General features: G+C 62.4%; 19 protein-coding genes. 16 read left to right on the top strand and 3 right to left on the bottom strand.

What is annotated here, in order from left to right; genetic code table 11:
- Positions 1-19 precede the first annotated feature (19 nt).
- Positions 20-1,093 (bottom strand): zinc-binding dehydrogenase, encoded by a 1,074-nt coding sequence (locus V5E97_RS28920; protein ID WP_406695032.1) that lies wholly within the window; start codon positions 1,091-1,093, stop codon positions 20-22.
- Positions 1,094-1,138: 45 nt separating this feature from the next.
- Entirely contained in the window at positions 1,139-2,431 is a 1,293-nt protein-coding gene (locus tag V5E97_RS28915; protein ID WP_406695031.1) for a DUF5690 family protein, read from the bottom strand.
- Between the two features lie 144 nt (positions 2,432-2,575).
- Between V5E97_RS28915 and V5E97_RS28910 the strand changes: the two genes are divergently transcribed.
- From V5E97_RS28910 to V5E97_RS28835, 16 genes are all read left to right on the top strand, one after another.
- Complete coding sequence (locus tag V5E97_RS28910) at positions 2,576-3,133, top strand: phosphonate degradation HD-domain oxygenase (RefSeq protein ID WP_406695030.1); 558 nt, start codon at positions 2,576-2,578, stop codon at positions 3,131-3,133.
- 5 nt (positions 3,134-3,138) lie between these two features.
- Positions 3,139-4,260, top strand: coding sequence for a TIGR03364 family FAD-dependent oxidoreductase (locus tag V5E97_RS28905; protein ID WP_406695029.1), 1,122 nt, complete (start codon positions 3,139-3,141; stop codon positions 4,258-4,260).
- A complete protein-coding gene (gene phnX / locus V5E97_RS28900; RefSeq protein WP_406695028.1) occupies positions 4,257-5,228 on the top strand; it encodes a phosphonoacetaldehyde hydrolase in 972 nt (323 codons plus the stop codon). The genes V5E97_RS28905 and phnX overlap by 4 nt, the downstream gene beginning before the upstream one ends.
- 17 nt (positions 5,229-5,245) lie before the next feature.
- A complete protein-coding gene (locus tag V5E97_RS28895; RefSeq protein WP_406695027.1) occupies positions 5,246-5,539 on the top strand; it encodes a DinB family protein in 294 nt (97 codons plus the stop codon).
- Positions 5,540-5,615: 76 nt separating this feature from the next.
- Positions 5,616-5,747 carry a DinB family protein gene (locus tag V5E97_RS28890; protein WP_406695026.1) on the top strand — a complete coding sequence of 44 codons (132 nt, stop codon included), beginning with the start codon at positions 5,616-5,618 and terminating at the stop codon, positions 5,745-5,747.
- Between the two features lie 453 nt (positions 5,748-6,200).
- Positions 6,201-7,100, top strand: a complete 900-nt coding sequence (locus tag V5E97_RS28885) for a carbohydrate kinase family protein (protein WP_406695025.1) — start codon at positions 6,201-6,203, stop codon at positions 7,098-7,100.
- A 179-nt stretch (positions 7,101-7,279) separates the two neighbouring features.
- Complete coding sequence (locus V5E97_RS28880) at positions 7,280-7,954, top strand: SGNH/GDSL hydrolase family protein (protein WP_406695024.1); 675 nt, start codon at positions 7,280-7,282, stop codon at positions 7,952-7,954.
- 89 nt (positions 7,955-8,043) lie between these two features.
- Positions 8,044-8,154, top strand: coding sequence for a hypothetical protein (locus tag V5E97_RS28875; RefSeq protein ID WP_406701234.1), 111 nt, complete (start codon positions 8,044-8,046; stop codon positions 8,152-8,154).
- A gap of 38 nt (positions 8,155-8,192) precedes the next feature.
- Positions 8,193-8,855 carry a leucine-rich repeat domain-containing protein gene (locus tag V5E97_RS28870; protein WP_406695023.1) on the top strand — a complete coding sequence of 221 codons (663 nt, stop codon included), beginning with the start codon at positions 8,193-8,195 and terminating at the stop codon, positions 8,853-8,855.
- The gene (locus tag V5E97_RS28865) at positions 8,852-9,718 is read left to right on the top strand and encodes a lipase family protein (protein ID WP_406695022.1); all 867 of its coding nucleotides are present in this window, start codon (positions 8,852-8,854) and stop codon (positions 9,716-9,718) included. Before V5E97_RS28870 ends, V5E97_RS28865 begins: the two co-directional genes overlap by 4 nt.
- Before the next feature lie 102 nt (positions 9,719-9,820).
- Positions 9,821-11,896, top strand: coding sequence for an alpha/beta hydrolase (locus tag V5E97_RS28860; protein WP_406695021.1), 2,076 nt, complete (start codon positions 9,821-9,823; stop codon positions 11,894-11,896).
- Between the two features lie 454 nt (positions 11,897-12,350).
- Positions 12,351-13,697, top strand: coding sequence for a hypothetical protein (locus V5E97_RS28855; protein ID WP_406695020.1), 1,347 nt, complete (start codon positions 12,351-12,353; stop codon positions 13,695-13,697).
- A 63-nt stretch (positions 13,698-13,760) separates the two neighbouring features.
- Positions 13,761-14,249 (top strand): group III truncated hemoglobin, encoded by a 489-nt coding sequence (locus tag V5E97_RS28850; protein WP_406695019.1) that lies wholly within the window; start codon positions 13,761-13,763, stop codon positions 14,247-14,249.
- 257 nt (positions 14,250-14,506) lie between these two features.
- Positions 14,507-16,813, top strand: a complete 2,307-nt coding sequence (locus V5E97_RS28845) for a nitric-oxide reductase large subunit (protein WP_406701233.1) — start codon at positions 14,507-14,509, stop codon at positions 16,811-16,813.
- A gap of 137 nt (positions 16,814-16,950) precedes the next feature.
- Positions 16,951-17,313, top strand: coding sequence for a cupin domain-containing protein (locus tag V5E97_RS28840; RefSeq protein ID WP_406695018.1), 363 nt, complete (start codon positions 16,951-16,953; stop codon positions 17,311-17,313).
- A gap of 184 nt (positions 17,314-17,497) precedes the next feature.
- A complete protein-coding gene (locus tag V5E97_RS28835) occupies positions 17,498-19,762 on the top strand; it encodes a bifunctional SulP family inorganic anion transporter/carbonic anhydrase (protein ID WP_406695017.1) in 2,265 nt (754 codons plus the stop codon).
- A gap of 791 nt (positions 19,763-20,553) precedes the next feature.
- Here the strand turns inward: V5E97_RS28835 and V5E97_RS28830 are convergent.
- Positions 20,554-21,534 carry a transketolase family protein gene (locus V5E97_RS28830; RefSeq protein WP_406695016.1) on the bottom strand — a complete coding sequence of 327 codons (981 nt, stop codon included), beginning with the start codon at positions 21,532-21,534 and terminating at the stop codon, positions 20,554-20,556.
- Positions 21,535-21,541: the final 7 nt, after the last annotated feature.

Genomic DNA, 21,541 nt, shown 5'->3' with positions numbered 1-21,541 from the left:
GAGTGCCTACAGAGACCTCTCACCAGGACGATTCACCGCTCGGGACGGTCGGGCCGAACTCCAACCCTGATCGCGCGGGGATCACGGCCCTGGGCAAAGGCTTCAGCAATTGACGAGAGCGGGAGCCAGTGAGCGACAAGTGCGGCGAATGGAATTCGCCGTGATGAGCGGAGAGGAACTCGACGGCAGCGAGCAAATGCCGAGGTGCGTAGTTATGAATACCTCGAATCGTCAGGTGGCGACGCACGATCTGTTCGAGCGAGACCGACACGGGCGGAGCGGGGAATACCGAGCCGACCAGGATGAGCCTCCCGCCGACCCGGATAAGAGGCCAGACCATTTCGAAGGCGGATGGATGGCCGGAAAGCTCGACGACCACGTCGAAACCATGTCGGCCAACCGCTTCAGCCGCGACAGCCGTAAGCTCATCCGGTCGGGCAACGCCACTGGCCCCAAACAACAAGGCGTGCTCACGTCGTAGGTCGTTTGGCTCGACACAAACAATGCCCGCCGCGCCTTGGACCCGTGCCATGGCGCAGGCGGTCAGGCCAAGCATCCCGGCTCCAATCACACAGACCTGCCGCCCTTGCAAGTCGCCGGCCGCTTCAAGCGCGGCGGCGATCGTGGCGGTGGCGCAACTTGCAGGGCAGGCGACCTCGAGCGGCATCCGGTCGGGCAACCGCACGATCGCCGTGCCGGCGACGAGGAGACAGTGCTCCGCGAGCCCACCCAGCAACTCTCGGCCATCGCGGAATGGCTCATGCCCATATTTAACCGCGTTCAGGCATTTTTGAGGGAGACTGCGATCGCAGAAATCACAATGACCACAACTCGCAACGATCGCCCATGTGACCCTGTCGCCAATCTTGAGCTCTTGACCAGCCAGGTCACGAGTCGGACCGGATTTGCCGAACTCGACGATCTCACCCACAATCTCGTGGCCAAGAACCGTCGGCACGGGCACCGAACGGCGTCCCTCAACGCTATGCAGATCGCTCCCGCACAACGTGCAGCCAAGGACACGAACCAAGATCTCCTGGTTGTACCGCAGGAATAGGCAGCAGACGCAGGTCAAGCTGGTCGGGCCTGCCATCGAAAACGGCCGCGAGCGAATGAGGCATCAGAGATCTCGTGGATTTCAGGCATTCTCGAGCGGTGATTCGATCGCTGAGAAATAACGCCAGCACAGAATCAGACAGACCATCGACAGTACGACTGCGAACCAACAGGCACCGCTCAATAAACCGAGCAGATCCTGCTCAGGATGATAAACATTCCGAGCGAGCATGACGATCACATAGCCGAGATAGCCGACCGAATCAGCGACGTACATCAAGAAGCCAATGTTGCCTCGATCACGTGTCATGGCGAGGAGTCGTTCAAACACGGTCGTATGAATCGCGACATAGGGGAGGTAGAACCCGAGGCCGATGACGACCATGAAGGCGAAACCAGAGACCAGATCAAGCTGCCGGGCGAGCAACGCGGCGGCTAGCAGCCCGAATCCCACGCCGCAAGTCGCCAGTGAAGTAAAAAAGGCGCGGCGATTGTCTCGAATCAACACGGTCCCACCATTGACGACAAGAACGCCGAGCGCCACCAGCATTTCCGATCGAGTAAAAGTCCCCGGCTGAGCCGGTTTGCCGAGACCTCGCCAGATCTCCGGCGCAAAGTCCGCCCGGATGCTCCGCAAGATTGTCACGGTGAAGTAGACCAGAATGATCGGAATGAGCCCAAAAGCATACCGATGCATCAACGACCACCGCTCGGCGTGGCTCATCGTGAACCGTTGAGCGCGTGCGGTAATATCGTGGTGGTTGGGGGGCGGGATCCGGGCGAGCATCGCGACACAGACGCCAAGCGGAAGCAGAAAGAGCGCCCCCGCAACGCTCGGCATCCATTCTTCGGAAACACCTCGTTGGAGCAACAGGGCTCCCACCGACTTGGTCACACCATCCGCCAGAATGAAGCTCGCACAGAGGCCGGCGGTGAGCGTCTCGGTGAGCCGCCTTCCTTCGAGAAGCCCCAACACCAAGCCGAAAACCATGCCGAGAGGCAACCCATTCAAGAAAAGGCAGACCGCATTCCATGGGCGTGGAATGAGTCCGAAGAGCACCAGGGAAAACTCCGCAACCAAAACGAGCCACAGAATACCGATCGCTCGGCGCTGTGGCGGCATCTCGGCGATGACCTTGATACCAAGGAACTTCGAGACCATGTAGCCCGACACCTGCGAGGTCACCAGCACGGTTTTGAACCCAAGGCCCCAGACAGACGTGTCCGCATAACTCGCCGCCGTGAACGGCTTACGAAACGCATACATGCAAAAATAGCTGCCGAACGCGGCCAGGAGAGCCCAAGCCGCCCAAAAGAGTTCGTGGTTCCGCTCGACCCGTGGCTTTGAGGGGAGCAATTCCGCGGCTGGGTTCATGGAGATACCGAAGCCATTTTGACGGACCGTTCTACGTTGTCGACCGCCGACATAGTATACTGACCGCGTCAGACTTTAATGATTAAGATTTCATGAGGGTCACAAAAGGTGTCCCAGGACGGCTCCGCCAGCGTAGCCGAAACGATGAACGAAGTCCTTCGGCTGTTCCGTGAGAAGGGCGATTCGCTCTATGGAGGCGAGGCTGTCACGCAAGGTGAGCATGCCTTGCAAACCGCGATGTTCGCTGAACGCGAAGCGGCCTCGCCGGCGTTGATCACAGCGGCGTTACTCCATGATGTGGGCCACTTGCTCCACTCGCTGCCTGCGGATGCGCCCGAACAGGGTGTCGACGATCGCCACGAGTCACTGGCCGCCCGTTGGTTGGCACAGCGGTTCGGCCCCGATGTCGTGAAACCGGTCTTCTTGCATGTGGCCGCCAAACGGTATCTTTGCGCGATCGACCCGGACTACTTGACTGAACTCAGTCCCCCCTCGCAGTTGAGTCTTCAACTCCAAGGGGGCCCGATGTCCAGAAGTGAAGTTCTCCTGTTTCGGTCGAATTCGCACCAAGACGCGGCCCTGGCCCTGCGACGCTGGGACGACAAAGCAAAGATCCCAAGCCTCAAGATGCCATCGCTTGAGCATTTCATGGTTTACATTCAACAGTCGCTGATCATGTTCTCGGCAAAGAAAGGATCGTAGGCTCGATGGAAGTGGGCGTGATTGGAGCAGGAATTGTCGGACTGGCGCAGGCGTGGTCGGCCGCCGAACGTGGGCATCGTGTCACTGTTTTCGAGCGATCAAGTCAGGCCAGCGGCGCATCGATCCGGAACTTCGGCATGGTCTGGCCGATCGGTCAACCGGCCGGCGAATGGCACGACGTCGCGCTCAGGAGTCGAGAGCGTTGGCTCGCGCTCGCCAGCGCCGCGAACTTCTGGGTGAATCCCTGCGGCTCGATTCACCTGGCCCATCGTGACGACGAATGGAGCGTGCTCCAGGAATTCCATACGCTCGCGCCGAGCCTTGATTTTGATTGCACGCTGCTCTCCGCGGACGAGGTGATCGAGCGCACGCCCGCCGCGAATCCAGACGGCCTGAAGGGAGGCCTTTATAGTCCGACCGAGTTATGCGTCAACCCGGCCGCGATCGTCCGTAGCCTCCCTGACTGGCTCTCGAAGACGTACGGGGTCCAGTTCGCAATGCGGACGGCGATCACAGACGTTGACTCGGGATCAGTGACGAGCGCAGACGGTCGTCATTGGGGTCTCGACCGGGTGATCGTCTGCGGCGGTTCCGACCTCGCAACCTTGTTCCCGGACGTCCTGGCCCAGTCTGGCCTGAAACTCTGCAAGCTGCAAATGCTGAAGACGCGTCCTCAGGCTGCGGGTTGGCGGCTTGGTCCGCACCTTGCGAGCGGTCTCACGTTGCGCCATTATCGCAACTTTGAGATCTGCCCCAGTCTCGCCGCGGTGAAAGCGCGGATTGCAACCGAAACCCCGGAACTCGACCGCTATGGCATTCATGTCATGGTTTCCCAGAATAATGAAGGTTGCTTGATTCTTGGTGATTCGCACGAGTATGACGCCGACATCGAGCCGTTCGACAAGACCAGGATCGACGAGCTCATCCTCCGAGAATTGCGGGCGATCCTTCGGGTTCCCGACTGGACCATCGCTGAACACTGGCACGGGATCTACGCAAAGCATCCCTCTGCGCCCTTGTTTACCGCCGAGCCCTTGCCTGGCGTGTTCGTCCGTACGGGAACGGGCGGCGCAGGGATGACCATGGCCTTTGGCCTTGCTGAAATCGATTGGAGACGTTGGTCATGAACCGCGCGGATCTGCATTCACTGAACGCCGTGATACTCGACTGGGCGGGCACGACCATCGACTACGGCAGCCGTGCTCCAACGCAAGTCTTTCTTGAGATCTTCAGACGTCGAGGCATCGAGATCACCGTCGCGGAAGCTCGAGGTCCGATGGGGCGAGCCAAACGCGATCACATCGCCGCGGTGGCAGCCTTGCCGCGAGTCGCCGCGGAGTGGCGGCAGCGCTACGGGCAGGACCCAGCGGACGCGGACGTGCAGGCGATGTACGACGATTTCCTGCCGCTCCAGAAAGCGACGCTCGCCCAGGGATCGGACGTGATTCCCGGAATTCCGCAAGCGATCGCCGCGCTTCGCGCGCGTGGCCTGAAAATCGGGTCGACGACCGGCTACACCCGGACCTTGATGGAGGTGGTCGCTCCCATCGCGGCCCGAGGCGGCTACACCCCGGACGTCATCGTCTGTTCCGACGACGGCCCGGCTGGCCGGCCCGACCCTTGGATGAACCGGCGGGCCGCCGAACTCCTCGGGGTCGCCTCGATGAACTCGGTCTTGGTGGTGGATGATACGGTCGTCGGCATCGAAGCCGGCTTGAACGCAGGGGCATTGACTCTAGCGGTGACGCAAACCGGCAACGCCCTCGGACTCTCGGCCGAGGAGGTCGCCACACTTCCCGCCCCGGAACTCCAGGCGAGACTCACCAAAATCGAGCAGGAGTTCCGCTCCCTCGGCGCCCATTTTGTGATCCCGTCAGTCGCTCAGCTTCCTGGCTACTCAATGAAACAAGTCGCCAATCGTAGACGTTCGCCGACTGAGAACGAGAACGGTCTCCGATTCGGCTGCGTGCTCAGGGACTGCGGGCAATCTGCCCGCAGTCTTGGTTGGTTTCGATCATTTGCAGCCATCAGAACATGGTACACCGAGAGCCGGCAAGGTTGCCGGGCTGCTGACGATGATCGCACCTACTCGTAACTTCAAAGGAGGGGACTATGAGCTTCGGCAAAGCGATTCTGCCCGAATTCGAACAGGAGATGGCCAACACACGGAAGGTTCTCGAGCGCATTCCCGACGACAAGCTCGACTGGAAAGCCCACCCCAAATCCAACACGATCGGCTGGGTGGGTGCGCATCTGGCGGAGATTCCGGGTTGGGTCCCGGGCACCTTGCGGTTCGAGTCCTGGGATATCAATCCCGAGGGGGGGCGAGCCATACCAGGCCCCGAAGGCGACCAGCCGCCAACAGCTTCTCGAGATTTTCGACAAGAACGTCGCGGAAGCCCGTGAAGCCCTCGCGTCCACACCAGACGAAGCCTTCGCGGTCCAGTGGTCACTGCTTTCTCAAGGCAAGCCGATCCTGACCATGCCTCGTGCCACCGTCATTCGGAGCATGGTGATCAATCACACGATTCATCACCGGGCGGCACTCTGTGTTTACCTGCGGTTGAACGACATCCCAGTCCCAGGGATGTACGGCCCTTCAGGCGACGAGTAAGGCGGGACTCGCAATGATCCGTGGTGGAGGGAACGAAGCTTGGCAGGAGAAGCTTCGGCCCGCCACCCCATCACCGCCGCCGGACTGGTCGGCGACGGCAGCACCCCTCAGCCCGGGGAGCTCAGCAGATCCTCTCGGCATTCCCGATGGTGAGACAGGCCGGCTCGATGTTCCTCAACGGCCAGATGGGGGTCGTCCACAACCAGATCGTTCACCGACCACACAGTGGGACCATCAGGTGGCCGGTGTTGCGGCGGCTCTCCATCCGGGAGTAGGATGTGCCCGAGCAACCCGCGTCCGTTGATGCGAACGGACCTTCCAGACCAAGCCGTAAGTGGTCGGGAATTGCTTCAGGGAACGCCGCAAAGCGTCACGCTCGGGCAGGTCCGGCGTGGGTTAATGCCGATTCATATCCGGATACGACCAACAGACAAAAGGACGCGAGGCCGGGCCATGAGTTGCAAGATTCTTGCCGTCGGCGAAGTGCTCTGGGACTTGCTGCCGACGGGCAAGCAACTCGGTGGGGCTCCCGCCAACTTCACCTTTCACTGCCGCTCCCTCGGCGCCCTCGCGCGGCTGGTGACGCGGGTCGGCGATGACGATCTCGGCCGGCAAGTGCTGGAACGATTCCGGCTCCTGGGATTACCGACCGAGATGGTCCAGGTCGACCCCACCTGGCCGACAGGGACGGTCACCGTCACCCTGTCCGCGGACGGACAACCTCGTTTCACGATCCATGAGCATGTCGCCTGGGACCGGATCGCAGCCGACGAGGCCGACCTCGCCGCGGCCCGAGAAGCCGACGCCGTCTACTTCGGCAGCCTCGCCCAGCGGAGCGAATCCGCTCGCCAGGCGATCCGCTCGCTGGTCTCGGCCGCCCGTCCCGGCGCGATCCGTGTCTTCGACGTGAACCTCCGAGCCCCGTTCATCGACCGCGACGTGATCGCCGAGTCGCTGGAACTGGCCGACGTCCTCAAACTGAACGATAGCGAGTTGCCCGAGCTTGCTGCGATGTTCGACCTCCCCGCGGGCGTTCGCGAGGCGATGGAGGAACTGGCAAGGCGCTTCAGTCTCTCGCTGGTGGCCCTGACGCGCGGAGTCAACGGCAGCCTGCTCCTAGCCGACGGGCAGTGGTCCGACCACCCGGGACGGCCCGCCGAGGTAAGCGATACCATCGGCGCCGGCGACGCCTTCACCGCCTGTCTGGTGGTCGGGCTCCTGGCCGACCGCTCACTCGACGCGATCAACAGCCACGCCAATGAAGTCGCCGCCTTTGTCTGCTCCCAGCCGGGAGGAACGCCCGCGATCCCCGACGCTTTAAAGCGGCCTTTTGAGGACTCTGCAACGGACTGATCGAAGTGTCGGAAACCCGCCAGTGACCAGGGTCCGCCGGCACTGAATGCCAATCTCACGCATCCATTTCCACTCAGTTCACGATTTGATCACCAGGCGAATGCGGGAACCGAGGCCGAAACGCTCTCTCGTTTCCCGGTTCAATTCGATCGAAGGAGATCGATTTCAAGGAGGGCAACATGGCCAATGACATGCGAGACCTGGCGCCGCGGAAGATACTTTTCATCGGCAATAGCTTTACCGCGCGCAACGATCTCCCCGGCCTGCTCACGCAACTGGCGGCGGCGCGGGGCAAGCAGTTCCAGCACCGCCTGATCAGTGGCGGCGGCGCATCGCTTCGCACACACTGGAACGCGGGCGAAGCGGCGAAGGCGATCGCAGAAGGCCAATATGACGATGTCGTCCTCCAGGAGCAAAGTACGCTGCCGATCAAGAACGCCAGGCGAATGCACGAGAACGTTCGACTCTTCGATGAAGCGATCAAGCACGCGGGTGCGAAGACGGTTCTCTACATGACCTGGGCACGCCAGCATGCGCCAGAGTCTCAGCAAGCGATCACGGAGGCATACACCAGCATCGGCCGAGAGCTGGGCGCGCTGGTCGTTCCGGTCGGACTGGCCTGGCAGAGCTTTCTCGGCAACCACGACCAGCCCGTTTTGCACGACCCGGACCAGAGTCATCCCACGCTTGCGGGATCGTACCTGGCGGCGGCGGTCTTCCTTGCCGCGTTGTTCCAGGAAAATCCCGTCGGGATTGACGGCGAAGTCACCGGCTTGGCGAAGAAAGACCGGGGCCTATTGCAGAGGGCCGCGTGGAAAGTGGGCAAATCGATCCTGCCAAAACTAGGGGATTGAAATTTTGCTCCCCCTCTTCAGGGTCGGCGGGTCGCGATGCCATGCGTGATGATGCGTAAGGCGTTCGCCGGAATCGGCGTGGTGATCGCATCAAGCTGCTGCTCTGGGATTCCGACGGGTTTCTGACCCTCGGCAAACGGTTCCAAAATGATCGGGGCTTCAGGCTCTCGGAACCGCCCACCGGTCGTTACAATCGCTAGAGACGTTTGACAGCCACCTCCCCGCGAGGCCCACTGCCGTGTCCCTTGAAGATTTCTTTCCCTATTTATTCTTGATGGGAATCGGACTCGCAATCATCGGGTGGCTTGCCCTCTTGGTGGTGGCGTTTCGCGTCAGGATGCGTTGGGGCTTCGGCGTGATGCTCTTCCCGCCGGCCGCGCTGGCATTCATGTTCTCCTACACGAAGAAGGCGCTGATCCCGATCGGGCTCATGCTCGTCGGTGGCGTACTCGTCGCCGGACCTCCGCTCTACGTCCGGCTGATCCCGATCGACCTGGGCCCTCGAGAAAAGCAGGTTGGCGGCGAGTTGCATCTCACGCTCACGGGTTGGGACCGGAAAGATTACTCCGTGTTGACCCGAAAGCCCGCCACGGTCATTCTCCAGATGGCCAATCCCGACGTGACCGACGCGACTCTGTCCTATGTGAAGGGGATGTCGCGACTCCGGGAACTTGATCTGAATGGAACGAAGGTCACGGACCTGGGCCTGGCAGCCCTTCAAGGACTCCCCTCGCTCGAAACACTCCGGCTCCGCGACACCGGAGTCACCGATGCCGGGTTCCGGGATGTCCTGGCGACCTCCGAGACCTTGAAGCAACTCGATTTGCGCGGGACGGCGGTGACCCGCGAGGCGGTGCGGGCATGGAAAGACGCGAAACCAGGACGTAGGGTGATGCAATGAGCTTACAACTCGTCGAAGATAAGGCCGGTGACCTCGCGAGCGCGGCCTACCTCCTGACGGCGTGCGAACTGGCTTACGCCCCCGAGGCACAAGGCGCACCTGGTTTTCGGGAGAAGCTTGGGCTCGATGCCCGGTTGATCACCGTGAGCAACACGCAAGCCTATGTGGGCCAGAATGACAGATCGATCGTGGTCGCGTTTCGAGGGTCGGAGTCGCCCGACACGATCGACGGGTTCAAGGACTGGCTCGTCACGAACGCGAACAACTTCTTGGTCCTGCCGGAAGGCCAACTCGGAACCGATTTCGCCGCCGCGGGCGTCGGCGCCCGATTCCATAAAGGCTTTATCGAAGCCCTGGCCGAGTTCTGGGATCCCCTCTATCTCGCGGTCGACACCGCAATGAAGACCAAGGAGCGACCGCTCTGGATCACCGGGCACAGTCTCGGCGGGGCGCTCGCCCTCATGGCGGCCTGGCGGTTCCAGCAACAGTTCATCCAGGTCCATGAGATCTGCACCTTCGGCGCCCCGATGGTGGGCAACAACGCAGCGGCCGAGGCCTTCAAACGTGAGTTCCCCGGCAAAATCTTCCGCTATGTCGATGCGATGGACATCGTCCCCAAGCTGCCGACGATCAGCCTCATCACCAACACCTACACCCACTGCCTCGCCGAACAGCTTCTGGGCGGTTCAGGCACTGACGCCGAAGCCGCCCTCAAGGAACTCTCGGAACGTTCCGTCCAGAACGGCAACCCGGACACCCTCCCCATGGACGACCTCTGGAACTGCCTCAAGGACCGGATCGACCACCACATGGTCTCAAGCTACCTCGCCCGGATCGAGGAAAAAGCCAAAGGCAACGTCTGAACACATTTCACCTTTGCCTCAATCTCCCCCCAATCGGGTCAGTTGAACGTTCGCCAGCGATCGACGCTGACGACGACGAAGACGCATCGAGGGTCAAGGCGCATGGCAACGCGAACGATCGGCGGATGGGTCCTGTTGGGTTTGGCCTTGTTCGGGACGGCCTCGTCGGGCCGGAGTGCCGAGCCGTTGGCCGAATACTTCCGCATTGAGACCGAGCGGCTCGCGGCCCGGCCCCTATTGGGGATCGACTCGGCCGAGCGATGGAAGGCGAGCCGACCTGAACTCCAGCGACAATGCCGAGAGATGCTCGGACTCGATCCGATGCCCGAGAAAACGGATCTGAACGCCAAAATCACCGGCGTTGTGGAACGCCCTGACTTCGTGATCGAAAAGATCCACTTTCAGTCGGCCCCGGGCCTGTTCGTGACGGGGAACCTCTACCGGCCGAAGGTCGTAACCCGCCCATTGCCCGCGATCCTGTACGTCTGCGGACACGGCGGGGTCGTGAAAAATGGCCTGATTTACGGCTGCAAGGCTCACTACCAGCACCACGCCGCCTGGTACGCGGCCAACGGGTACGTCTGCCTGGTCGTCGACACGCTCCAGCTTGGCGAATTGCCGGGCCTGCACCATGGGACGCACCACCTCGGGATGTGGTGGTGGATCTCGCGCGGATACACCCCGGCCGGGATCGAGGCCTGGAATGGCGTGCGCGTCATCGACTACCTGACCTCACGCCCCGAGGTGGACCCGACCCGGATCGGCATGACCGGGCGTTCAGGGGGCGGCGCAACTTCCTGGTGGCTCGCCGCCATCGACGATCGGGTCGCGGCCGTGGCGCCTGTGGCCGGTATCACCGACTTGACCGACCACGTCGTCGACGGGGTCATCAAGGGTCACTGCGACTGCATGTATTTCGTGAACCTGTATCGATGGGATTTCCCGCTCGTCGCCGCTCTGACAGCGCCCCGGCCATTGCTCTTCGAGAACACGGACAAGGACCCGATCTTCCCCGAGGATGGGGTTCGGCGAATCTATGGACACCTGGAGCAAGTCTACCGTTGGTACGGCGCATCGGACCGGCTTGGCCTGGTGATCGGGGCAGGGGGGCATATCGATTCGACCGAGATCCGACATCCCTCGTTCGCCTTCTTCAACAAGTGGCTGAAGGGCCAGGAAGGGCCGATCGAGGAACCCGATCGCAAGGTCGCGATCGAAGACCTGAAGGTGCTCAAACCGGGCGAGGTCCCGCCGGGCAACCGCAACGACACCATCCATGAAACGTTCCTCCCCGAGTTCGTTACCCCTCCCGTCCCGGCCTCGCCGGCAGCCTGGGAATCAACCCGCGATCGCTGGATGGGGCAACTGCGAGCGAAAGTCTTTGCGGGCTGGCCCAGCGAGGACGAGACGCCCGCGCTCGATCTGAAGCGAGTGGCGGACCTCAACCGCGATCCCATCCGCATTCGCGTGTTTGACTACACGTCGCAGCCTGGGGTCCGGTTGACCACCTGGCTGATCACGGCCGCCAAACCGGGTCGCGAACAGCCCGATCCACTGACGCTCGTGGTCGCCGACGAGACCGCATGGCGGGCGCGATGGTCCTGGCTGGCGAAGGCGCAAGAGGAAACCTTCCAGCCCCCCCAAGGGGCGGAATGGACCGAGATCCTTCGTTCCGTGGAGCAGGGGAGCGCACTGGCCATCATTGCTCCGCGCGGGGTCGGTCCCACGGGCTGGGACGAGAAAAACGAGCAGGCCGTGAAGATGGGTCTGCACATCCGCCGCCGGTTCCCTCTCCTGGGCCAGACCCTGGAGGGGATGCAGATCTGGGACGTGCGTCGCGCCCTGGCGGCCCTGCGGACCGTCCCCGAGCTGGGCAACGCCCCGGTGGAACTCGTCGGACGGGGCCAGGCGGCGGCCCTGGCCCTCTGGACGGCCGTGTTCGAGCCCGGCGTCGCACAGGTCACGCTCGACTCGCCGCCGGTCACCGTGCGCGACGGCCCAGCGTTCCTGAACCTTTCCCGGGTCCTGGGCATGCCGCAAGCGTTGGCGTTGCTCTACCCCCGCACCGTACGGCTGGTGGGGACGTCGCCGGAGCCCTGGCGGTGGGCCAGCGACCTGGCCACGAAACTGGGCGGCAACCCACCCTGGCCGACCTTTGACCATGCCGAATCGCGCTGAGATCCCAAGGGTCGCCCGCGCCTCGAGACCCCGTCGATGAGTCCTGGCCTGAAAGCAATCAGGACAACGCCAACCTGCCCCATTGCCCGACACTTCCCGAAGCAACGCGCCGGGAAATCGTGCGAGGAACCAAGCGTCGAGAGATTGCCCCACGCGTCGCTCGACGCTGTGCCGCTGGAAACTCGAACCCCGGGGCAATGGCCAAACAACCGGGGTCTGTGCTCCCGACTCCAAGTGAACTTTCGGCCTGGGATCCGCCCGAACCAATAATGGCGTGAAGCCGCGCGGAGGGCGGATCTGCCAGAGGCCGATTGACAAAAGGCGCGACCACTATAATATGGATTCAGAATACAGCTTTAAGATCAACCGTTGCCGAGGGCAATGGTTCGCGACCCCTTGATCTCAATGTGGAGCGGGTCGCGCCCTCCTCTCAGAGTCTCGAAGAGGCGGTTCCATGGCAGACTCTTGTCTCCCCTCAGCGCGCCCGGGCGCAGACGACCGACCGGGGAAAAGACTCGGTGCCGTCCTGATCGGATTGGCAGCCTGGACGGCTACAACGGTCTCCGGCCAGGATATCGAGCGCGATCCGATCAATTATGGTGCGGCGACGCCTCGGAATGTGGTCGCAAAGCTCCAGGATCGGATCGCCAAAGGGGACACAAAGCTCGCGTTCGAGCCGGCCCAAGGCTACTTGCAATCCTTGCTCCGCGAGCTGGATGTGCCCGAGTCGTCGCAAGTGCTCGTCTTCTCGAAGACGAGCATGCAACGCCAGCGGATCTCCCCCAGAACGCCTCGCGCCATTTACTTTAATGATGACGTAATGGTTGGTTTTTGCGTCAGTGGCCAGGTCATTGAAATCTCGGCGGTGGATGAAGCGATCGGGACGACCTTCTACACGCTCGACCAGGAACGTGAGGAGAAGGTGGTCCTGGAACGACAGACCGAGTCGTGCCTGCTCTGTCACAGCTCTTCGTCGAACCAGGGAATTCCCGGCCACCTCGTCCGCTCGCTCTACGTGGACCGGGAAGGGCAGCCACTCCTGGCCAGCGGATCGTTCCGGACCGACCACACGAGCCCGCTCCCCGAGCGTTGGGGCGGCTGGTACGTGACCGGCACCAGCGGGCGGCAGAAGCATATGGGGAACATGATCAGCCAAGGGCCAAGGCGCCCGGAGAAGCTCGAGAATGACAAGGGAGTCAACGTCGTCGACTTGAAGGGCCGGTTCCCAACCTCGTTGTATCCGACGCCGCATAGCGACATCGTGGCGTTGATGGTGCTCGAACACCAGGTCGGCATGCTCAACCGACTGGCTCGCGCCGGGATGGAAACGCGGATGGCGATGCACTATCAGAGCGAGCTCAACAAGGCGCTTGGCCAGCCGATCGACGAGCCGTCCGAAAGCGCTCAGTCGCGGATCCGCAACGTCGCCGAGGCAGTCATCCCGTATCTGCTCTTCCGCGATGAAATCGAACTGACGGACCGGATCGAAGGGACCTCGTCGTTCGCGTCCGACTTCGTCAGCCGCGGGCGCCGCGACTCGAAGGGCCGATCCCTTCGCGACCTCGACCTCAAGACGCGTCTATTCCGCTACCCTTGTAGCTATCTGATCGATTCTCGAGCGTTCGATTCCCTCCCTCGGGAGGTCAAAAGTCTCATTTATGGACGGCTCTGGAAGATCCTCAACGGCCAAGGGACCGGGAAGGACGACCCCCAACTCTCTCTGGAGGATCGCACGGCGATCCTGGAAATCCTCCGTGAGACCAAGACCGATCTGCCGGACTCGTGGAAGCGGGCGACGTAGCCGCCTGCGGTTCGCTGATCGCGTCCTTTTGATTGGAAACAAAAAAACACAAAGGATCGACACATGGAACGCCCATCGAGCGTTCAAGCGACGGGTGAACCGGCCCCGCAACGTGCCTATCGGCTCTCGCTGACGGAAGCGGTCGGGATCCCGCATCCGGATGCCGCGGGGATCACGGAAGGGCGGATCCACGATGTTGTCGTGGAATTCTACCTGCGGGCGCGACGGGACGGGCAACTCGGACCGGTGTTCGAGGCCCACATCCACGACTGGGAAAACCATCTCGGTCGGATGATCGATTTCTGGTCGGCGGCCCTGCTAAGGACGGGGCGTTATTCCGGCAGGCCGGTGGAGCGGCACCGCTTGATCGACGAGCTCCGTGAAGGGCATTTCGACCGCTGGATCGCGTTGTTCGAGGCGACGGTGCACGACCTCTGCCCGCCGGAGGAGGCCGAGGCGTTCCTCGTCCGCGCCCAGCGGATGCGAGACGGATTGACCAAGAGCCTGAGACTGGTCGATGGGGCGACGGCAAACCGGGAATCCCCGGTGTAAGTCCGCCTCCATGCGACTTCGCCTCGTGCGGTGAGATCCACCGACTCCGCGTGCAGAACGATGACGCGGAGCACTCCGAGTTGGCTCTTGGAAAGGCCTCGGAGCATCGAAATTGCGTAGCGGGCGTGACAGGCGGATTCGGCCTGAGCGGATCCCGGTGCGCGCATCGTGAGGAGACGACGAGGACGATGGACGACAATAACGATGAGTTGCGAGCGACCTCGGATGGCATTCCCTCTCAAGAACGCCATCCGACCATCCGGTACACCAAGCTCTGGGTCGGCCTGGGAGCCGTGATCGCCGCGTCCTTCGCGGTGCTCGGCTACTACGGGCGTGAAGTCTACCGGATGGCCCCCCCGATCCCCGATCGGGTCGTCACGAGCGACGGGCAAGTTCAATTCACGGGCCAAGATATCAAGGACGGCCAGAATGTCTGGCAGTCGATGGGAGGCCAGGAGGTAGGCACCGTCTGGGGCCACGGCGCCTATGTCGCGCCCGACTGGTCGGCCGACTGGCTGCACCGGGAGGCAACCTGGCTGCTCGACCACTGGGCCCAGGCCGATCACGGCAAGCCCTTCACCGCGCTGACGGACGAGAACCAGGCGGCGTTGAAGGCCCGCCTGAAAAACGAGATCCGCCCCAATACGTACGACCCGAAAACCGGAGATCTGGTTATCTCTCCGTTACGGGCCCAGGCGATCCAGACCGTCGGCAAGCACTACGCTTCGCTGTTCGGCAATGATCCTGAGTCCGACAAACTGCGTGATGCTTACGCGATCCCGGCGAACGCGATCCGCGACCCACAACGCATGCAGCAGCTCAACAACTTCTTCTTCTGGGCCTCCTGGGTCTGCGCGACCAACCGGCCTGGCGGCGATATCACGTACACAAATAATTGGCCGTCCGAATCGTTGATCGATAACCGGCCGTCCGGAACAATCGTCATCTGGTCGTTGATCAGCTTCGTAGTTCTCCTGGCGGGCATCGGAACCCTGGCGTGGTACTTCGCCGTTCAGCGCGGGAAGCCGGACGACAGTCATGAGTTGCCGGACCAGGACCCGTTGCTGGCATTCCGGCCGACGCCTTCGATGCGGGCGACCTTGAAATACTTCTGGGTCGTCATGGCCCTGATTCTCGTCCAGATCGGCTGTGGGATCCTGACGGCCCACTACGGTGTGGAGGGTTCGGGCTTCTACGGCTTCCCGCTCGCCGAGTGGCTCCCCTATGCGGTGACCCGTACCTGGCACACCCAACTGGCGATCTTCTGGATCGCCACCGCCTGGCTGGCCACCGGCCTCTTCATGGCTCCGGCGATCTCAGGCCACGAGCCAAAATTCCAGCGGCTGGGAGTCAACTTCCTGTTCGTTTGCTTGCTGATCATCGTCGTCGGCTCGATGGTGGGCCAGTGGTACGCCACCCGGCAGCGAATGGGCCTCGAAATGAACTTCTGGTTCGGGCATCAGGGCTACGAATACGTCGACCTGGGCCGGTTCTGGCAGCTCTTCCTGACAGTCGGCCTGTTCCTCTGGTTACTCCTCATGGTCCGAGCGATGTGGCCCGCCTTCCGGTCGGGGGAGAACCGGCACCTGCTGGCGCTCTTCCTGCTCGCCTCGGCCGCCATCCCGCTGTTCTATGTTCCGGGTCTGTTCTGGCATCGGCAGACGAACCTGGCGATCGCCGAATATTGGCGATGGTGGGTGGTCCACCTCTGGGTCGAGGGCTTTTTCGAGGTCTTCGCCACCGTCGTGATCGCGTTCCTGTTCACACGGATGGGCTTGCTCCGAACGGCCACCGCCACTGCGGCGGTCCTGTTCTCGACGACCGTCTTCTTGACCGGCGGGATCATCGGGACGTTCCACCACATCTACTTCGCCGGCACCCCAACGGGTATCCTGGCGCTGGGGGCAACATTCAGCTCGCTGGAGGTGGTTCCCTTGGTCCTGATCGGATTCGAGGCGTATGAGAACCTGACTTTGAGTCGAGTGCGGCCGTGGGTGGGGGCTTACAGGTGGCCGATCCTCTTCTTCGTCGCAGTCGCGTTTTGGAACTTCGTAGGCGCTGGGCTGTTCGGCTTCCTGATCAACCCGCCGCTCGCCCTCTATTACATGCAGGGTCTGAACACGACGGCCGTGCATGGCCACACCGCGCTGTTCGGGGTTTACGGCATGCTCGGCATCGGCCTGATGCTCTTCTGTCTGAAGGGGCTGACGACTCGCCATGTCTGGAAGACCAGGAGCTTGGCCTTCGCCTTCTGGGCGATCAACGCGGGCCTGGCGCTGATGGTGCTTCTGAGTTTGCTGCCGGTCGGGCTATTGCAGACCTGGGCGAGCGTCGAGCACGGTACCTGGTACGCTCGCTCCGCGGAATTCATGCAGACGCCGACGATGCACTCGCTCCGCTGGATGCGAGTTGTCGGTGACACGATCTTCGCCGCCGGTCTGTTTGCCCTGGGCTGGTTCGTGGTCGGCCTCAAGACCGGGTGGTCGATCACGGGAGAGCAGGATGCCGCGGGCCGGTCCGATCGGCCGACGACGGACCAAGCGCTCCCTGAGCTGGCTCGGTAAACGTGCACATTTACCCATCAATGAAGGGGAAGCGAGCGGTCCGCTGAAGGCCGTTCGACTCCCCTGGATCACAATGAGCGATCCCGCGCCGCTGGCGATCAGCGGTGGAGACGCGAAAAAAAAAAGGAGCGATGGTCATGGCGATTCCCCACGCGCAACCGGGCGAGGTCATCAACGTCCGCCCGCTCGGCTCGGCACTCACCGGCACGAAGACGACCACCCTGATCAAGAGCGAGAACCTCGAGGTCATCCGGCTCATCATCCCTCGAGACAAGGTGATCCCCCCCCACAAGACCCGGGGAGCGATCACGGTCCACTGCCTGGAAGGCCGGATCGCGTTCACGACCGACGGCATCACTCACGAACTGGATGCGGGTCAACTGCTCTACGTCCAGGGTGATCAGCTCCACTCGGTCCGAGGAATCGAGGATGCCTCTCTCCTCGTGACGATCACTTTGCCTCGTGATTCGCCCCCCGTGCAACTCCCGACCCCTTCATGACGAGAAGGCCCGACCGCTGCCCTGGAGGCAACCCAAGGGCCGACGCGAGGAATCCGTTCCGTGGTGAAAGTTCCAACGGAAAGGCCAAGGAGGCTTCACACCGCAGAGAAAAAGGGGGGGACGGATCACCCGAAAACGTTAAAATGCCGGAGAGTAATCCTCTCCCCCCCACAAAGAGGCCTCTATGTCTTCCAGTATGGATTCAACTCCGTCGGCTCTAACTCGCGATCTCGCTGCGGGATCGGTCGTGTTCCTCGTCGCCCTTCCATTATGTTTGGGAGTGGCGTTGGCGTCGAATGCCCCGTTGTTCTCCGGCGTACTGGCCGGGATTGTCGGCGGCATCGTCGTGGGAATGCTGAGCGGGTCGCAGAGTAGCGTGAGCGGCCCCGCCGCCGGCCTGACAGCCGTCGTGGCGGCCCAGATTGCTTCACTCGGGTCGTTCCAGACCTTCCTGATGGCGATGGTCATCGCCGGTTTGATCCAGATTGCGCTGGGGATCTCTCAGGCCGGGTTCCTCGCGGCCTTCTTCCCCACCAGCGTGATCAAAGGCCTGCTGGCCGCCATCGGTGTGATCCTCATCCTGAAACAAATCCCTCACGTGCTAGGCCACGACCCCGACCCACAGGGGAATCTGGCCTTTTTCCAACGGAATCATGAGAACACGATTTCCGAGCTCGGTGAATTGCTCGGGAATGTTCATCCCGGTTCAGCCGCCATCGGTTTCCTCTCGATTGCGTTGCTGGTCGCCTGGAGCAAGTGGGAGCGTCTGAGAAAATCGGGGCTTCCCATGGCCTTGATCGTGGTCATCCTGGGCATCGTGCTCAACCTACTCTTCCGACAACTCGGCGGGCGGTGGGTCATCGGGGCGAGTCACCTCGTCCAGGTCCCGGTGGCGAGTAGCCTGGCGGAATACGGCCAGTACCTCCAGCACCCCGACTTCTCCCAGTGGGCGAACCCGGCGATCTACGTCGCCGCCCTGACCCTTGCCGCCGTGGCCTCACTGGAAACACTCCTGAACCTGGAGGCGGTGGACAAGCTCGATCCGCAGAAACGGATCTCACCCCCGAGCCGGGAACTCTGGGCCCAGGGAATCGGCAACGTAGCCTCCGGGCTGATTGGCGGACTTCCGGTAACCGCGGTGGTCGTCCGCAGCTCCGTGAGCCTCAACTCCGGAAGTGGGACGAGGTTTGCGACGATCGTCCATGGCATCTTGTTGCTGGTCAGCGTCACGCTCCTGCCCAACTGGTTGAACCTGATCCCATTGTCCTGCCTGGCGGCGATCCTCCTGGTCACGGGCGTCAAACTGGCCAGTCCGACGCTCATCCGGCAGATGTGGAACCAGGGGCGCAACCAGTTCCTTCCGTTTGCGATCACGATCATTTCCATCGTCCTGACTGACCCGCTGACTGGCATCCTGATCGGGCTTGGAGTGAGCACCGCCTTCATCCTCAGCAGCAACGTGCGCCGGCCGCTACGTCGGACCGTGGAGAAGCACCTGGGGGGCGACGTCATCCGGATCGAGTTGGCCAGTCAGGTCAGCTTCCTCAACCGGGCCGCCTTGGCCCGGGCTCTGAATGAAGTCCCCCGCGGCGGCCACATCCTGCTCGATGCCCACAATACGGACTATTTTGACCCGGATGTGCTGAGCCTGATCCGGGAATTCAAGGAGCAAATCGCACCGGCTCGCGGCGTGGAGGTGAGTCTGCGCGGGTTCCGGACCAAGTACGAATTGCAAGATCAGACGCAGTATGTGGATCACACCACGCGTCAGCTCCAGACCTCGCTGACTCCACAACAGGTCCTCGACCATCTCAAAGAAGGGCACGAGCGGTTCCGGACCGGTCGACGGCTGACCCGCGACCTCACGAGCCAGGTGATTGCCACGGCTAGCGGTCAACACCCCATGGCCGTCGTGGTCAGTTGCATCGACTCACGGACGCCCGCCGAGTTGCTTTTCGACCTGGGAGTGGGTGACATCTTCAGCGTCCGGATCGCGGGAAACATCACGAGCCGGAAGGTCATGGGCAGCATCGAATATGGCTGTGCCGTCGCCGGGGCGAAGCTGATCCTGGTCCTCGGGCATACGCGTTGCGGCGCCGTGACGGCCGCCGTCAACCTCGCCTCCACCCCCGAGACCGCCCCGAGCAGCACGGGGTGTGAGCACCTCGAATTTATCGTTCGCGACATTCAGAAATCGATCGATCCGCTCTCCCTCGAGAAGTTCACGGCCATGTCCCCCTCCGAGAAGGAGACGTTCGTCAATGGCGTGGCCCGTCGCAACGTTGCGCGAGTGGTCGAGGAGATTCTTCAGGAGAGCCCGACGCTCAACGGCCTCGTTCAGGACGGGCAAATCGCCATCGTCGGGACGATCTACGACGTCGCCACCGGAACCATCGAGTTTGTGTCTGCCGCGGAGCACAACGACAAGCAAGTTGTGAACGTGAGTTGATCGCGGGGCAGCGTCGGCTCACCGCCATTGGAGGAACGACCGTCACGATGAGCCGAGGCTTGTAGCCTCGGTTCAAATTTATGATTGAACAGCGGTCAGGTTCAGATTTTTCCGGTCGGGTGGGCACGGCCCACCCGATCGGAATCGTTGGCCCCACGTTGACGCCATGGCCGATCGCACAGAAGTCGCGGAAAACGGGATCGGCGAAGCTTGAGCCGACACTGGAAGGGGTGGGACGGACGGCCCACTTGGTTTCGGGCAAGTCCAGCGGGAGGAATGCCGCTTGGCCTCCCCGATGATCTTCAGGAGTTGCCGGATGGGCCAGGGCGAGAATTGGGGAACTCGCCATTTCCCTGGAAGAGCGGGCAGGGCGCCCGCGGTCCCAGGGAAGCGAGAAAAGAGGGGAACCGTCGGCTCAGCCGCCGGGGGCTTTCGGTCGCTTGGTCGACGGCGCGACGATCGGACCGCTGGTCTTCAGATGTCCCTTGGAGCGAGCGCTCCGGCTCGACATCGACTGCGGTTCACTCCCAGGGCTCCTCGGGAGTTCTTGTGACTTATCGGGTCCCGTGATCTCACGGGAGCGGGCGATGGCCTTGGCGGTCTCATCGAGCTGACGCTCGGGACGGCTACTGGGCGGTTTACGTTTTGCGATGGTGGGGAACTCCTGATGAAAGTTGGGTTCCCATTGGATTCAGGAAACCCGCGATATTTCTGCCTCTGATCCACAGCGAAAGACGAGAGGGGCCGAGCCGACGTGGTTAGCCGGCTCGAACCTGAGTCTCTGCCTTACCTTAGCTTTGCTTGGCGGCGACCGCGGCTTTGGCGGCCTTGATGACGTTGGCGGCCGTCATGCCGAACTTCTCGATCAGGGCGTCGGGGGAACCGCTCTCGCCGAACTGGTCGCCCAGGTTGACGTAGCGAATCGGCACCGGCTTGATCGCGGCGACGTTCATGGCGACCACACTACCCAGGCCACCGTGCGCCAGATGCTCTTCGGCGACGACCAAGGCGCCAGTCTCCTCGGCCGCAGAGCGGAGGGCGTCGAGATCGATCGGCTTGACGGTGTGCATGTCGAGGACGCGGGCGTTGATTCCCTCAGCGGCCAGAGCCTCGGCGGCGTCGAGCGTGGGCGCGACCATGAGGCCGTTGGCGATCAGGGTGACGTCGGTCCCCTGGCGGAGCTGGTTGGCCTTACCGATCGTGAACGGGACCTGGCCCTCGGGGTAGATGCGAGGAACCTCGGGGCGACCGACCCGGAGGTAGACCGGCCCCTGGTGCTGTAGCATCGCCGCGGTCGCCGCCTGGGTCGACACGTCGTCGGCCGGCACGATCACCACGAAACCAGGCAGCGAGCAGGTCAGCGAGACGTCCTCGATCCCCATCTGCGAGGCGCCATCCTCACCGATCGAGATGCCGGCATGGCTGCCGACCACCTTGACGTTCAGGCGGGGGTAGGCGACCGACATCCGGAGCTGATCGTAGGCGTTGCAGGTGACGAAGGCCGCGAAGCTGGCGATCAGGCTCATTTTGCCCGCGCTGGCCAGACCACCGGCAACCCCGACCAGGTTGCTCTCGGCGATCCCAATATTGAAGAACCGATCAGGGTATTTCTTGCCAAACCACTCGGTCCGGGTGGAGTTGCTGACGTCAGCGTCTACGACGACAAGGTCGGTATGCTCGGCCCCCAGGGCCTCCAGGGCGCGCCCGAAAGCGTCGCGTGTCGCCTTGCCCAGTTCGCGTTTCGACTGCACTGCGGAGGATGCTCCAGCCATTGTCGTC

Source organism: Singulisphaera photorubra (assembly GCF_045290345.1).
Classification (GTDB): Bacteria; Planctomycetota; Planctomycetia; order Isosphaerales; family Isosphaeraceae; genus Singulisphaera.
This window is presented reverse-complemented; position numbering and strand designations above follow the sequence as displayed.